This window comes from Bombilactobacillus sp. ESL1197 (genome assembly GCF_058107145.1).
In genome coordinates this window covers 381,783-397,052 of record NZ_JBYLTY010000001.1, presented here as the reverse complement: position 1 = coordinate 397,052, position 15,270 = coordinate 381,783, and the positions used below count along the sequence as shown (strand labels likewise).

Sequence of the window (15,270 nt, the reverse complement as noted above, 5' to 3'; positions counted from 1 at the left end):
ACCGAATTGATGTTAAAACACAAGAAAACATCCAAAAAAATAGACTTTTGAGAAATTTCTCAAAAGTCTATTTGGAACATTTAGTTGTTGTCACACAGTTTATTGACCAACTGCTTTTTTAATCAATTGCGTTTGAAATTCTTGCGCATATTGTTTACTCAAAGCTGCCATCTGGGCCTTATTAGTCATTAAACTAGGATCTTTCTTCGCTGCAGCAGCCAATTTTTGTTTAACATAAGCTTGAGCTTGTGTTTTAACTTGCGCTTGACCAGCTGGCGTTTTCATTTGGGCCATTTTCTTTTGTAATTGCTTAACTTGATTCATTGATAAATGTAACCAATTCTTAGGCAAATAGAACGTATTAACCCGTTTAACTAATTTATTATCCATCCCAGAAACGCCAAACCAAATCTTATCCGCATTTGATTTATACTTCCAACGCGTAACCGTCTCTTTTAAAGAACCGTCCTGTTTAGTGGTGGACTTAATGTGGTTATTAGAAATTGTTTCTTCATTAACTTGTGAATGAACGGGCTTTTTCTGATCTGGATCAGTTTTATAAACTTGCACCGTTTCTTTTCCATTGGTACCCACAGTCTTATACAACATTAAGTTCAAGCCATTAGCTGATTTAGCTGGGTAAATCTGGGTAGTTTTACTTTCGGTCACTTGGTGCATACCGAAGTGATTATAATCATTCAAGACTAAAAAGACGAGTGACAATCCGAAAATAATTAAAGCAATAAGCGTAGCGAATGTCCGTAAAAGTGGTTTTCTTAAATAGACAAAACTCATAAAGGTAGCGACTGCACCGATAACTAAAGTTACTAAAATCATGCCTATTCACCCCCCTTTACTACTTTGTTCACATCAACATCTTTAGCCTGGTTCTTTTCTTTTAAGAAGAAGGCCAAAACCACACCAATCACAGCAAAGACTAAGGAGAACATAAAGGAAGCATGATAACCTGCTAAAGTCGCATTTAAGAAGTCATGTTTATATTGGAATGGTGCCGCATGCAATAAATGCTTACCTGGTTGTTGACCTTTAGTAACATTAGTCAATAACGTAATCATAATCGCTGAACCAATCGAAGACGCAATCTGACGTGCCGTGTTGTTAGCTGCCGTACCGTCAGCAATTAAATCATCTGGTAAAGCATTCATTCCGGAAGTGGTAACTGGCATCAAGACCATCGAGATTCCTAATGTCCGTACTACCTGTAAAATAACAATGTAACTGGTTGGTGTGTCAGCAGTTAACCACACGAATGGCAACGTTGCTAACGTCAAAATAACCAAGCCAATAACCGCTAAACGCCGACCGCCAAATGCGTCAAAGGTCCGTCCTGTAATAGGACTCATGAAGGCCATGACTAACGCTGCTGGTAGTAAAATTAAACCAGACTTCAAAGCACTCATACCGTGCACAATTTGTAAATAAAGTGGTAAGACTGTAGAAACACCTAACATCGCAATTGTCACAATGGAGGACAAAATAGCTGCTAAAGTAAAGTCTGCTGTCTTAAAAACTCGTAATTCCAAGAACGGCTTGGGAATTACTAATTGCCGCCAAATAAAGAGAACAACACCAATTACACCAATAATTAATGTACTTAAAACATTAGCAGAAGTCCAACCATCATTTCCTGCGGCGGAGAAGCCGTACAATAAGGCTCCAAAACCTGCTGTGGATAAGAATAAGGACAACCAATCCAATTTTTGTTTGTGGGTTTTTATAACTGGCTTCATAAAGATTAAAGCCAAAATAACTACGACCACCACAAATGGAATTAATAAACCAAATAAATCACGCCAATTCATGTTATCGACGATCCAACCAGATAGAGTTGGTCCAATCGCTGGCGCAAAGCCGACAACAATACCAACTAAGCCTAGCGCGGCTCCCCGCGATTCTGCCGGGAACAACGATAACATAATTGTTTGTAATAATGGCATGGTAATTCCCACACCAACTGCTTGGATTAACCGCGCAGCTAACAAAATGCCAAAACTAGGAGCAATAAAAGCTAAAACTGTCCCAAATAAGAAAATAACCATTGCTGAGATATATAACCATTTAGTATTAACAGTCGTTGCTAAATAAGCAGACAATGGAATCATAATTCCGTTCACCATCAAGAAGCCAGTCGTTAACCACTGAACCGTTGCTGTCGAAACATTAAATGTGGACATCAACTTTGGTAATGCTGTCGATAATAAAGTCTGATTTAACACAGTACAAAATGTTCCAACTAGTAGAACAATAATCAGCATTAATTTGCTGAACTTATTCATTGTGTTACTTTCTGCCAAGTAAAATCCTTCTTTCCAATAAAATTATTCATTAAACATGTAGAACCGATTTAAGAACTTCTTAAATCCCGATAGCAAAGCAATACTGTACAATATAAACTATCTCCTACTCTTTGTCAATTATTTGATATTCATGTTAACAAATTTACAAATTAACAGAAGAACTTTATAATAAGAAGACGTTTAGTTTTGCTACACAAATTTTCTTGATGCTCAGATTTTATTTTAGACAAGAACTAGGTGAAAAATGGCTCAAATTAATGATTACGCACAATGGTTTCATAATATTATTCGACCAGACAATCTGTATCTCAGCATTCGCGACACTGCCCGTGCCTGTCAAGTTACTGATACGCAGATTCGCTACTGGATTAAAAATGGCTATCTCAAAACCGTCAAAACCGAAAACGGCGCAGTGAAGTTACCCTACCAACAAGTAATTCACGCCCGCATGATTAAAAATTTTTTAGACGATGGTTATACCCTGCACGCTGCCGTTGACAAGATGAGAGACAACCTGTCAATTGCCCGCTCTGTCCAGCACATTTTATTAGATAGTATTCAAAATATCTCTATCCAAAATGATAATATTATTTTAGATTTTGGTCCGCTAGCCGAAGATCATAGTCAACACGTCTATTGCATTGATAATCATCAACAAACAAAATTTACTATTCAAAAACCGGAGCTGCTCAATCAAACATTTTAGTCAAAATAACTCTTATGCCAGGCTGCACAGCCGCACTGGCTTTTTCTTTTCAGTAGTAGATTTGTTACAATAAACTAAATTGCTAGTAGCTGGTTAATTGGCTTTATAACCGAAAGCAGCAGTTAATATGAGCTGAATGCATTTTTTTGACGTTACTATTCTAAAGGAGAATTCTGTGAATTTCATTATTAATTTGTACCGGCCGTTTTTTGAGTTACACAATTGGGAGAAAGTCATTCAGTCACCGAATGACTGGTTATTGATTATTTCGTTAATTATTATGGAGTGTCTTTTGTCTGTTGATAATTCGATCGTTCTCGCCGCCCAAGCACATACCTTAAAAACTAAAAAAGAACAGGCAGATGCCCTGTTTTACGGTATTTGGGGAGCTTTTATTTTTCGCTTCTTAGTAATTGGCATTGGCACTTATTTAATTGACTTTTGGTGGATTAAAATCCTAGGTGCAATTTATCTAGTATATATGTCAGTTCATTTTTTCTGGGAAAAATTTTCCGGCGAAAAAAAGCAGATTAAAATGTTTAAAATCAAAGGCTTATCTCCGTTATGGCAAGTGATTATTTCGGTTGAATTTACCGATATTATGTTTTCCTTGGACTCCGTGTTAACCCTCATCGCGGTATCCAATAATCCCGTCATTATTTTAATTGGTAGTGTGATCGGAATTATTGCCATGCGGGGAGTGGCCGAAGTAATTATGAGTTTAATGAACAAAATCCCCGAATTGGAACCCATGGCTTATATTTTAATTTTATTAATTGCCGTGAAATTATTTTTGACGATTCCCGCCATTAACATTGAAATTCCGAATTCCATGTTTACGCTGGCTTTAGCCGTTGCTTTTATTGTTACTTTTGTGATCCATTTTATCCGTAAAAAACAGACTAAAAAATAGTCTGTTTTTTGATTTCATTCTAGCGCTTCGTTATTATGGTAGTAAGATCTCTCCTTAAAATACAAGTATTTTTGCCAAGATCGATTCTATTACCTAATGGTATCAAGACAACAATTAATTGGATTTAACTTGACGCTTATAACACTGGCGTGATTTTAATTAATTGTACTTTTGTCGTAGCTATTTTTAATGTCAGCGACTATTAATCCTGACAAACACAGAGAGGAGTATCAACTGCATGACAGATAATACACCAATGGTGGAGTTTAAAAATGTCACTAAAATCTATAAAGGAAAAACGCCCGCGGTTAGTAACGCTAATATCAAAATTGCTCAAGGAGAATTTTGCTGTTTTATCGGCACTTCCGGTTCGGGCAAGACCACTTTAATGCGAATGATTAATCGCATGAATAGCATTACTTCTGGTGATGTTTTAATTAAGGGAAAAAGTGTTAACAGCTTTAACGCGGTCGATTTGCGCCGCAAAATTGGGTATGTGATTCAAAATAATGGGCTCATGCCCCATATGACGATTAAAGATAATATTATTTTAGTTCCAAAACTATTAAAATGGCCTAAAGACAAACTAGACAAACGGGCCAAAGAATTAATTCAACTGGCCGAATTACCAGAAGAGTATTTAGACCGCTACCCTTCCGAATTATCCGGTGGCCAACAACAAAGAATTGGTGTGGTTCGCGCCCTCGCAGCTGATCAAGATTTGATCTTAATGGACGAACCATTTGGGGCATTAGATCCTATTACGCGGGATAATTTACAAGATTTAGTTCAAAAATTGCAACGCGATACGGGCAAAACCTTTGTCTTTGTCACTCACGATATGGATGAAGCTTTAAAATTAGCCACCCATATTGTCATTATGCATGATGGTCAAGTGGTCCAAGATGATACCCCTGATCAAATCTTACGACACCCCGCTAATGATTTCGTGGAAAACTTAATTGGTGAAGATCGGTTAGCTGAAGCCAAGCATGATATGGTGCAAGTTAAAGAAATCATGTTGACGGAGCCGGTACAAATCAACTTGGGTGCTTCCTTAAAAGAAGCTTTGGTTTTAATGAAACAACGGCATGTTGATACCTTATTAGTAACTGATGATGACAAACACCTCAAAGGTTTGATTCGCATTGAGCGCTTGGAACATCGTTACCATAAGGCCGCAGGAGTCAGTGATATTTTAGATACGAATATCTATACTGTACGTCCTGAAGCCTACTTGCGTGATACAGTGGATCGAATTTTAAAACGGGGTTCTAGTTATGTACCTGTAGTTGATCATAATGGCGTTTTAGTCGGGATTGTTACCCGTTCAGCTTTAGTTAATTTGGTTTACAACACCATCTGGGGGGATAGCGATCCGCTCGCTGAAAGCCAGGATAATAATCACACGCCATCTAAAGGAGCTGAGCAAAATAATGAGTAGTTTTTTAGCACAGCATGGTTCTGAATTATTAGTTAAAACTTGGGAACAAATTTATATTTCAGCTATTTCTCTAGGCTTGGGCATTTTGGTCGCTGTTCCCTTGGGCATTGTATTATCTCGTTTTCCCAAAACGGCCAATATTGTCATGAATATTGCTAGTATGCTGCAAACTATTCCGGCCTTAGCTTTATTAGCCTTAATGATCCCAGTGTTTGGCATTGGGCAATTACCCGCAATTATTGCTTTATTCATTTATAGTTTAATGCCGATTTTGCGTAACACTTATATTGGTATTAAAGGGGTCGATCCTAATATTATTGACTCCGCCAAGGGCATTGGCATGACTAATTGGCAATCAATTATTAAAGTCGAGGTTCCTTTGGCGATGCCCGTAATTATGTCGGGGATTCGTTTATCCGCTATCTATGTCATTGCGTGGTCCACCTTAGCTTCTTACATTGGTGCTGGTGGTTTAGGCGACTTCATTTTTAATGGTTTGAACTTGTTCCAACCAGCCTTAATTTTAGGAGGCACCATTCCAGTCATTATCTTAGCCATTCTCACCGACTATCTATTAGGCAAATTAGAACAAAAGCTAACACCAGTTTCCAGTAAAATTAACTAAGGGGGTTGAACTATGAAAAAGAAACTACGCCGCTGTTTACTGGCCTTAGTTTTATTATTAACAACTGTCACCGCTAGTGGTTGCAGCCTACCCGGTCTCAGTTCCGCACAAGGCAATAGTGATACGGTACGAATTGCTTCTTTAAATACAACTGAATCACAGGTTATTGCTAACATTATCAGCGAATTAGTAGCTCATGAAACCAATTATCATACCGAAATCGTCAATAACCTCGGTTCGGCACCGCTTATGCACCAAGCTTTAATTCGTAAAGATGCTGACATTCAAGCTGTATCTTATAGTGGTACCGAATTAACCACGACGCTAAATCTACCGCCAACTAAAAGTGCAGCTAAAGCAACCCGAATTGTTAGTCAAACGGTTAAACGCCGCTATAATCAAACCTTATTTCCTACTTACGGTTTTGAAAACAAATTTGCCTTTATGGTCACACAAAAAACTGCTAAAAAGTATGGTTTAAACAAGGTGTCCGATTTAGGTAAAGTGGCCAATAGTTCCACGATTGGTGTAGATGCTAACTGGTTAAATCGTAAGGGCGATGGTTATAAAGATTTTACTCGTTATTATGGTTTTGAGTTTGCGAAAGCCTATCCCATGCAGATTGGGTTAGTTTATTCGGCATTAGCCTCTAACAAGATGGATGTCGTTTTAGGTTACTCTACTGACGGACGCGTAGACAGCTATCACTTAAAGCAACTACAAGATGATAAAAAGTTTTTCCCACCATATAAGTGTTCTATGCTCGTGAACAATTCTTTATTAAAAGAACATCCTGATTTAAAACCCATTTTACACCGCTTAGATGGCAAGATTAACGTCCATACCATGCGTAAGCTCAACTATCAAGTTGATGATCAATTGCTAGAACCCCAAGTTGTCGCCCACAAATTCTTACAGGAAAATCATTATTTCCGAGGTGATAAGTAGATGTCACATTTAAATATTTGGCAACAATTAATTTATTATTATCAGCACAACGGCATGTATATCTTGCAACAATTCTGTCGGCATTTTTTAATTTCGATTTATGGCGTTTTGTTCGCGGCCATCATTGGTATTCCTGTGGGCATTTTAATTGCTCGTAATCATAAGCTTGGTAACTTCGTGATCAGTATTGCCAATGTAATTCAAACCATTCCGTCTTTAGCCCTCTTGTCGATTATCATGATTGGCATGGGGTTAGGCGTCAATACGGTCATTGTGACTGTGTTCTTATATTCTTTATTGCCAATTATCAAGAACACTTACACTGGTATGCGCAATGTTGATGCTAATATCATTGATTCTGGTAGAGGCATGGGGATGACCAATTGGCAAATCTTGTATATGGTCCGTTTGCCCCTATCATTATCAATTATTATGGCCGGCATTCGCAACGCTCTGGTCTTAGCGATCGGGATTACAGCAATCGGGGCATTTGTTGGTGCCGGTGGTTTAGGCGACATTATTATTCGGGGTACCAACGCCACCAATGGTGGTGCCTTGATTTTAGCTGGGGCTTTACCGACTGCCTTAATGTCAATTATTTCCGATACCCTTCTCAACTTATTAGAAAAATGGTTAAAACCCGCTGGTTTAGAAGGTTGATTAGCACTATCTAATTAATAGTGCTAATTAGTTGAAATTTATAACGTTGGAGGCTACAATGTGGTTATAAATTGAAAGGAAGTAATCAGTTATGAATAATAATTTAACGAATCGTCGTGGCGATATGTTTGATATGTTCAACAATATGGATCGTTGGTTTAACAATATGACACCGAGTTTTACTAACTCTAATATGAAGACTGATGTTTCTGAATCAAGCCAAGCCTATGATGTTGCCATTGATTTACCCGATTTAGATAAGAAGGATATTAGCATTAATTACGACCGTGATATCTTGACCGTATCTGCAAAGCGTGATTCTTTCTCTGACGCCAGCAATGACCAAGGTCAGATGATCATGAATGAGCGCTCCTACGGTCGCTTTAGCCGCCAATATCGCTTACCTAATGTGGAGCGTAATCAGGTCAGTGCGCAATATACCAACGGTGTTTTACAAATTCATTTACCTAAAGCTCAACCAAATTCTAGTAACGATACCAAAATTGACATTCAATAATTAATACTTCACAACGTCCTCTGTAATTGTCGATAACAATTGCAGGGGATTTTTTTATAATCATTAGCACAACCAGCTTTAGACTTGATTGCTCGTTTTCAAAAATTTTTTTATGTTGCTTATCAAAAAGTGGTAAATTAATTAAGTATTAGTACTCTTGGGAGAATGAAATGAAAAAGAAAATTAATTTATTTCACTTAGTCATGCTGGCACTGGGATCATTAATTGGTTCCGGTTGGCTCTTTGGTTCGTGGGAAGCCGCCAAAATTGCCGGTCCGGCGGCCATTTTAGCTTGGGTAATCGGAGCAGTCATTATTGGCGCAATTGCTTATAATTATGTCGAATTAGGGACCATGTTTCCCGAATCTGGGGGCATGAGTAAATTCGCCCAATATAGTCATGGTTCCTTACTCGGCTTTATTGCTGCCTGGGCCAACTGGATCTCTTTAATTACTCTAATTCCGATTGAAGCAGTAGCGGCCGTGCAATATATGAGTTCGTGGCCGTGGTCTTGGGCTCAATTTACCCACCATTTATTAAATCATGGAGTAATTACCAATTCCGGCTTACTAGTCGTTTTTGTATTCATCATCGTGTTTACACTGATCAATTACTGGTCTATTGATTTATTAACGCGTTTTACCAGCTTCATTTCTATCTTTAAAGTCGTTGTTCCCCTATTAACTATCATTCTATTAACCATCAGTAGTTTTCATCCGGCTAATTACGGCCATAGTTGGCACACTTTTATGCCTTATGGTAGTGCGCCCATTTTTGCGGCCACTTCTGTTTCCGGGATTATTTTTTCCTTTGATGCTTTTCAAACCGTGATTAATATGGGTAACGAAATTACTAATCCGAAAAAAAACGTAGGCCGGGGCATTACCATCTCACTCAGTATCAGTGCTGTATTATACATTCTCTTACAGAGTACCTTTATTACCACATTAACACCCAAAATGTTAAGTCATGGCTGGCAAGGTTTGAATTTTAATTCACCCTTTGCGGATTTAGCCATCTTAATCGGACTTTCCTGGCTGTCAATTCTTTTATACTTAGATGCTTTTGTTTCGCCCTTTGGTACGGGAGTTTCGTTTGCTGCCTCCAGTTCGCGCGCTTTAGCGGCTATGGTCGACAGTGAACACTTGCCGACTTTCATTGGCAAAATGAATGCCAAATACCACACTCCGCGCACGGCCATGATTATTGATGCCGTTTTGAGCATGATCATGGTGAGTGTTTTTCGTTCCTGGTCCACGCTGGCAACGGTCATTTGCACTTCCACATTAATCGCCTATCTTACAGGACCAGTCACTGTCGTTTCCTTGCGTAAATTAGCCCCGCAGTTTCACCGTCCTGTCAAATTAAAACATTTATCCTGGTTAGCACCGCTTGCCTTTGTGCTAACTTCTTTAGCGATTTATTGGGGCATGTGGCCCACTACCATTGAAGTTATTTTAGTCATTTGCCTGGGTCTACCAATTTATTTTTACTATGAGGCCAAAAATCATTGGCAACAAACCAGCGCTAATCTCAAAGGTGCCGCCTGGTTGTTATGTTATTTACTATTTATGACACTTAGCTCTTTACTAGGTAGCCATGAATTTCACGGTTTGAATTGGATCAAATATCCTTGGGACTTTGGTGTCATTATTATCGGCAGTCTATTATTTTACTTCTGGGGTTTGAAAAGTGCTTGGCCATCCACCTTCTTAAAAAAAGCTCAAACGGCCAACCAAAAATCGCACTCTTAATCCTTGACTTCGTGTTACTCGAAGGTGCTACAGTCAATTTATCCTAGGAGGTTAGATCATGAAGCAAGTTCCAAATATTACGTTGAATAATGGTGTGCAAATGCCTCAAGAAGGTTTTGGCGTCTTCAAAATTGCTGATTTAAAGCAGTGCCAAACTGCCGTACAAACAGCTTTAGATACTGGTTATCGCTTAATTGATACCGCGCAAGCTTACTATAATGAAGAAGCTGTCGGTCAAGCAATTGCTGAGAGTTCCGTCAATCGGCAAGATATTTTCTTAACTACTAAAGTTTGGGTTTCAAATTACGGTTATCAACAAACTAAAGATTCTCTCCAAGAATCAATGCACAAACTCCAAACTGATTATTTAGATTTAGTGTTACTCCACCAACCATTTAATGACTACTATGGTGCTTATCGTGCTTTAGAAGAGTTATATCAAGCTGGGCAAATTCGGGCGATTGGTGTTTCCAACTTTTTACCTGATCGTTTTGTTGATTTAGCAGAATTTAATGATGTTCAACCAGCAGTGAATCAATTAGAAACGCACGTTTTCTATCAACAACGTACTGCCCAAAAATATTTAGATCAATACCAAACCCAACTGATGGCGTGGGGACCTTTGGCTCAAGGTCAAAATGATTTATTCCATAATCCCACCTTGGTCCAAATTGGACAACAGCATCACAAAACAGCGGCGCAAGTTGCTTTGCGCTACTTGATTCAATTAGGCATTGTCATTATCCCGAAGTCAATTCATCCTGACCGCATGCAACAAAATTTAGATTTATGGAATTTTGCATTAACACCTGAACAAATGCAGCAAATTCAAAAACTAGATGCGCCGAATGCGCCCAGAAAAGATCGGCGTGCTCCAGAAAATGTCAAGTTCTATAAAGACTACGATCAAAATAATCGACCTTCCTAATTAGCTCCGACAGCTGATTAACAAAGAATTACAAATCAAAAAAGACTGGTTCTAGTCATTGATCCTTAAAAACCACTAGCTACAATGCTAGTACGCAATTAACGTGGATCATTGTTCGGCTGATTGCTCCAGTCTTTTTTTGATATACATAGCGAACTAATATTTTATTCAGCAGTCATTTCATTAGTAATCAGGCGAATCTTACTTTGGCCCTGACCCGTAGTCTGAATACGAATTTGATTAGGAATTTGTTCCCGCAATAAATCGACATGACTGATAATTCCGATCAGCCGATCTTGACTTTCCAATTGTTCCAAGGCCGTGAGCGCCGTCGTTAAAGTAGCTTGGTCTAAAGACCCGAAACCTTCGTCAATAAACAGCGTTTCAATACTAATACCACCAGCCTGTTGCTGAATCACTTCCCCCAATGCTAAGGCTAAACTCAAAGCTGCTAAGAAACTTTCTCCTCCCGACAACGTATGAACACTCCGTACTTGGCCGACGTGATCATCATAAACATCAATTTCTAAACCGGTATTTTTCTGATAAACACCTTTTTGTTGGTGCAACAACATGTAATAACGCCCCGAACTTAACTGCTGTAAATGTTGATTCGCGACTTCCAAAATTTCGGCTAGTTGGGCCTGCAAAACAAAACGTTCTAAGCTTAACTTGACTTCATTGTTGCCCGACATTGTTGTCACTAATAAGGTTAATTGCTCTAGTTTTTGCTGAATGGCTTGCAACTTTTGCGCACTAGTTTGGATCTGTTGCAGGAGTTGTTCATTGAATAGAACTTGTTGCTGCAATTGGTCGCAAGATTGTGTTTGTTGCACTAATTGAGCTTGTAGCTGATCCAATTGTGCTTGCAGCTCCTGTAAATCAATCATTTCTTGTTGACCGACTAAATTTTGGTAAATATCAATTTGATTATTCACCTGCTGTAATTGTTGCTGATACTGTGTAAGTTGTGTTTGTAAAGTCGGCAATTGGTCCAGTTGCGATAATAATTGCTGCCATTGTTGTTGCGCATTCTGCGTAAAATGGTCCTGGAGGCGTTGCTGCCAATCAGCGGTTTGCTTGGTCAATTCCGCCGTTAATTGTTGGACTTGTTGAGTTAAAACTTGCGCTTGTGCTTGCGCGGTAACTAGTTGTTGCTTGGTCGTAGCTTGTTGGTGTTCTAGCAACGCTTTTTGATCATTAAATTGGTTAATTTGCTGTTCTAACTCTTCCATACGTTGCTCTAGTTCAGCCTCATGAGACCATTTGATCGTCAATTGCGCTTGTAAATTCTGCTGTTGACTCTGCAAAACTTGAAGTTTTGTAGTCTGCTCTTGTAATTGTTGCTGTGTAGCCTGTTTTTGAGCAAGTTCTGTTTGCCAAGCTTGGCGTAATTGTGGCAACTCTTGGGTTTGCTGTTGCCAGTGAGTCCAACTAGCGGTACGTTGTTTAATTAATTGTTGGTGCTGAGTAATTTGTTGCGTTAACTGCGACTGTAATTGCTCCAGCGTCACAGCTGAATCCCATGTCAGATTGATACTTTGCCATAATTTTTGTAATTGTTGCTGAGATTGTTGGTAATCTAACTGTTGGTTTTGTAATTGCTGCGTTTGCTCTTCTACAATAGTTTGCAAGCGAACTAACTGTTGTTGGTGTTGCTGTAATTGCGTATTCGTCGCTTGCCACTGCTGTAAACTAACAGTAGCTTGCGTAATCACCGGCGGTTTGGGATGCTTGCGACTACCACAAACAGGGCAGGGTTGGTTAGTTTGTAATTGTGCGGCCAAAGTTTGAATTTGTTGGTGTTGACGTTGGCGCTCTTGCTGTGCGGATTGTTGCTGCCAGTGGCGCACATTTTGTTGCTCTTGTTGCAATGCTTGTTGCTGAAGCTTTTGATCCGCCTGCAATTGTACTTGTTTTTGTTGCAATGTACTTAATCGTGCGACCTGAGTTTGCATGGTCTGCATGGTTTGCAATTTTTGCCGGTCTGTAGCGATTTGGCTGAGATCTTGTGGCGGACTTTGTAGTTGGGTTTGAACTTGCTCATACTGCGATTGTGTTTGTTCGACCACTAACTGTTGCTGCTGCAATTGTTCTTGCAAGGTTTGTACTCGGGGCTGCAATTGTTGAATTTGTTGCAGTGTTGCTTGCAACTTAGTCAAAATCGGCTGCTGCTGTTGTAAGAGTTCCAATTCCTGCTGCTGGCGGTCTTGTTGGGCTTGCTGTTGTTGTAATTTACTTAATTGTTGCGTTTGTTGTTGATAAATTTGCTGCTGTTGGCACACTTCTTGCTGGACTTGTTGTAATTGCTGTTGCGAAGATTGTTGACGGTCTTGTTGCTGGTGGATCATTTGTAATAAAGGCTGTTGCTGTTGCACCCACTGCAATTGCGTAATTGTTTGTTGCATTTGCGTAAATTTCGGTTGCTCTTGCCTTAATTTATGCTGCTCAGCCTTTTTTTGCTGCAACAATTGAATTTGCTGATTCAATGTTTGAGCATGTGTTAATAACTGCTGCTGTTGTTGTACTTGTTGCTGTAGCTTGGTTTGAGCGCTTTTTTGCTGTGCCAATTGTTGCTCGTCATGGTCTTGTTGTGTCGTTAACTGGGATATTTTACTATCTACATCACTAGTAGTTGGTTTGACCGCCCAGTGAACCTTCTCCAATAACAGCTTCAATTCTTGTTGCAAATTAGTCTGTGTTTTTTTATAATCTTTCAATTGTTCATTCAAGACTTGCGTCCATTTTTGATACAACTGTGTCCGAAAAATTTTGCGTAAAACTGTTTCTTTATCATTACTAGAAGCCATTAAAAAGCGTTGAAAGTCTCCTTGTGGCAATAACACAATCTGCACAAATTGTTGGCGGGACAGCTGTAAAACATCGAGTAATTTTAAATTAATATCTTTGATTTTGGTCAATTCCGCGATTTGTTGGCCCTGTTCAAGAATTGCTAACCGCCCGGTGCTTTCGTAAACTTTTTGTCCCGCCCCGCGCTTTTTGGGTAGAACCTGCTTAGGACAGCGAGTAATTTGATACTCACGTTGTTGATGTGCAAAGTTCAACTGCACTTGGGTGGGTTCACTGGCGGATGCAAAATCCGAACGAAAACTCTCCGGTGTCCGCGCATCGGTAGTTGTTGCTCCATATAAAGCAAAAGTCAAAGCTTCAAAAATAGTGGTTTTACCACTCCCCGTCGGACCGGTAATTAAAAACAAGCCCGAATGTGCAAAGGTCGTAAAATCCACCGTTTCGTGGACATAAGGTCCAAAATTTTGCATTACTAATTTTAATGGCCGCAAAGCTTACACCTCTTTTTGAGCCGTTTTTAAAGCTGCAGTGGCCCACTTTAATTGCTCAGTTGTTAAAGTTCTTTGTGTGGTTTGTTGATAAAACTTGGTTAATAATTGCATCGGATCTTGATGTAAATCCGGCCGCTTTTTTAAGGTCGTCTGCGGTAGTTGAATGGCTGTTGCCCGTTGCACGCTCAAAATTTTCGGATAAATTTTTCGTAAACGAGATAATACATTGGGAATGATTTGCTGATCAGTTAAGATAAAACCAAAATAATCATCTAAATTTAACTGCTGATAATAAGTTGGCGTGATTAAAGTTTGAAAATCCTGCGTTAGTTGGTGGACATCATGCAAGGGGTTTAAGGGCATAAAGGTTAAGTGAAAAGGTTCGGTATCCACTAGCCAAATTCCCTTAGTTTGCTGGGCTTCGGACAATGAAAATTTAATCGGCGAACCACTATAACGAGCATTCGGCAATCTTAAAGCATCCTTACCATGTAAGTGCCCTAAGGCAACATAATCAAAATCAGCTAACAAATTTCCTGGTACCGCGGCCAAGCCTCCAATTTTTAATGGCGTTTCGGAATTGGTTTGTAAACTCCCTGCCACAAAAAAATGTGCCACTAAAATATGCTTTTTTTGCGGATGAAACAACTGCTTAATTTTTTGCAACACTGGCACAATCGCTTGCTGTAAGGTCTTAATCTGAGCGTTCGCAAAATATTGGCGGACGGCGAACGGTTCAAAATACGGCAATAAAAAAATCTGCGTATCCGCTAATTCAATCGGTTCAAACGCCTGTGCCAATTGGGTCGCCAAATACAAATTAGTATTTTGGTACCATGAACTACCGGTTGCTAGCCGCGTAGCACTGTCGTGGTTGCCCGCAATCGCATAAATCGGCAAATGATCAACTAAATTAAGTTGCTTTAATTGCTGATTAAAGAGCGCTACTGCTTGTTCAGATGGTAAAGTTCGATCATATAAATCGCCTGCAATAATTATTCCATCAACATGTTGTTGCAAAGCAATTTGTTCAATTTGCTGAAAAGCAAACTCTTGCTCCGCTTGTAAACTAAAGCCGTGTAATTTTCGTCCTAAATGCCAATCGGCCGTGTGTAAAAAACGCATATTTTAACCTCTTTTAATTCATTGTACACT

13 protein-coding genes are annotated in these 15,270 nt (G+C 39.3%); 9 read left to right on the top strand and 4 right to left on the bottom strand.

The genetic code is table 11. The annotated features are described in order from the left end of the window. Positions 1–99 precede the first annotated feature (99 nt). Together AC3B6B_RS01645 and AC3B6B_RS01640 are read right to left on the bottom strand one after the other, a co-directional pair. A complete protein-coding gene (locus AC3B6B_RS01645; protein WP_489756971.1) occupies positions 100–837 on the bottom strand; it encodes a DUF4811 domain-containing protein in 738 nt (245 codons plus the stop codon). A gap of 2 nt (positions 838–839) precedes the next feature. Then, on the bottom strand, positions 840–2,297 hold the full coding sequence (locus AC3B6B_RS01640) for an MDR family MFS transporter (protein WP_489757700.1): 1,458 nt from the start codon (positions 2,295–2,297) through the stop codon (positions 840–842). A 265-nt stretch (positions 2,298–2,562) separates the two neighbouring features. Between AC3B6B_RS01640 and AC3B6B_RS01635 the strand changes: the two genes are divergently transcribed. The 9 genes from AC3B6B_RS01635 (at position 2,563) to AC3B6B_RS01595 (ending at position 10,813) form a co-directional block, all read left to right on the top strand. Further along, positions 2,563–3,024 (top strand): MerR family transcriptional regulator, encoded by a 462-nt coding sequence (locus AC3B6B_RS01635; RefSeq protein ID WP_489756970.1) that lies wholly within the window; start codon positions 2,563–2,565, stop codon positions 3,022–3,024. Positions 3,025–3,199: 175 nt separating this feature from the next. Next, positions 3,200–3,937: a DUF475 domain-containing protein gene (locus AC3B6B_RS01630; protein WP_489756969.1), complete on the top strand. Its 738-nt coding sequence runs from the start codon at positions 3,200–3,202 to the stop codon at positions 3,935–3,937. Between the two features lie 238 nt (positions 3,938–4,175). After that, a complete protein-coding gene (locus tag AC3B6B_RS01625; RefSeq protein ID WP_489756968.1) occupies positions 4,176–5,381 on the top strand; it encodes a betaine/proline/choline family ABC transporter ATP-binding protein in 1,206 nt (401 codons plus the stop codon). Continuing rightward, entirely contained in the window at positions 5,374–6,006 is a 633-nt protein-coding gene (locus AC3B6B_RS01620; protein ID WP_489756967.1) for an ABC transporter permease, read from the top strand. Before AC3B6B_RS01625 ends, AC3B6B_RS01620 begins: the two co-directional genes overlap by 8 nt. 12 nt (positions 6,007–6,018) lie before the next feature. Beyond that, entirely contained in the window at positions 6,019–6,954 is a 936-nt protein-coding gene (locus AC3B6B_RS01615; protein ID WP_489756966.1) for an osmoprotectant ABC transporter substrate-binding protein, read from the top strand. Then, positions 6,955–7,614 (top strand): ABC transporter permease, encoded by a 660-nt coding sequence (locus tag AC3B6B_RS01610; protein WP_489756965.1) that lies wholly within the window; start codon positions 6,955–6,957, stop codon positions 7,612–7,614. A gap of 91 nt (positions 7,615–7,705) precedes the next feature. Further along, positions 7,706–8,131, top strand: coding sequence for an Hsp20/alpha crystallin family protein (locus AC3B6B_RS01605; RefSeq protein WP_489756964.1), 426 nt, complete (start codon positions 7,706–7,708; stop codon positions 8,129–8,131). A 203-nt stretch (positions 8,132–8,334) separates the two neighbouring features. Continuing rightward, positions 8,335–9,885: an APC family permease gene (locus AC3B6B_RS01600; RefSeq protein ID WP_489757699.1), complete on the top strand. Its 1,551-nt coding sequence runs from the start codon at positions 8,335–8,337 to the stop codon at positions 9,883–9,885. 58 nt (positions 9,886–9,943) lie between these two features. Beyond that, a complete protein-coding gene (locus tag AC3B6B_RS01595; protein ID WP_489756963.1) occupies positions 9,944–10,813 on the top strand; it encodes an aldo/keto reductase in 870 nt (289 codons plus the stop codon). 164 nt (positions 10,814–10,977) lie between these two features. Here AC3B6B_RS01595 and AC3B6B_RS01590 read toward each other — a convergent pair whose 3' ends face one another. Beyond that, positions 10,978–14,115 (bottom strand): AAA family ATPase, encoded by a 3,138-nt coding sequence (locus AC3B6B_RS01590; RefSeq protein ID WP_489756962.1) that lies wholly within the window; start codon positions 14,113–14,115, stop codon positions 10,978–10,980. A gap of 3 nt (positions 14,116–14,118) precedes the next feature. Next, positions 14,119–15,240, bottom strand: a complete 1,122-nt coding sequence (locus AC3B6B_RS01585; RefSeq protein WP_489756961.1) for an exonuclease SbcCD subunit D — start codon at positions 15,238–15,240, stop codon at positions 14,119–14,121. Positions 15,241–15,270: the final 30 nt, after the last annotated feature.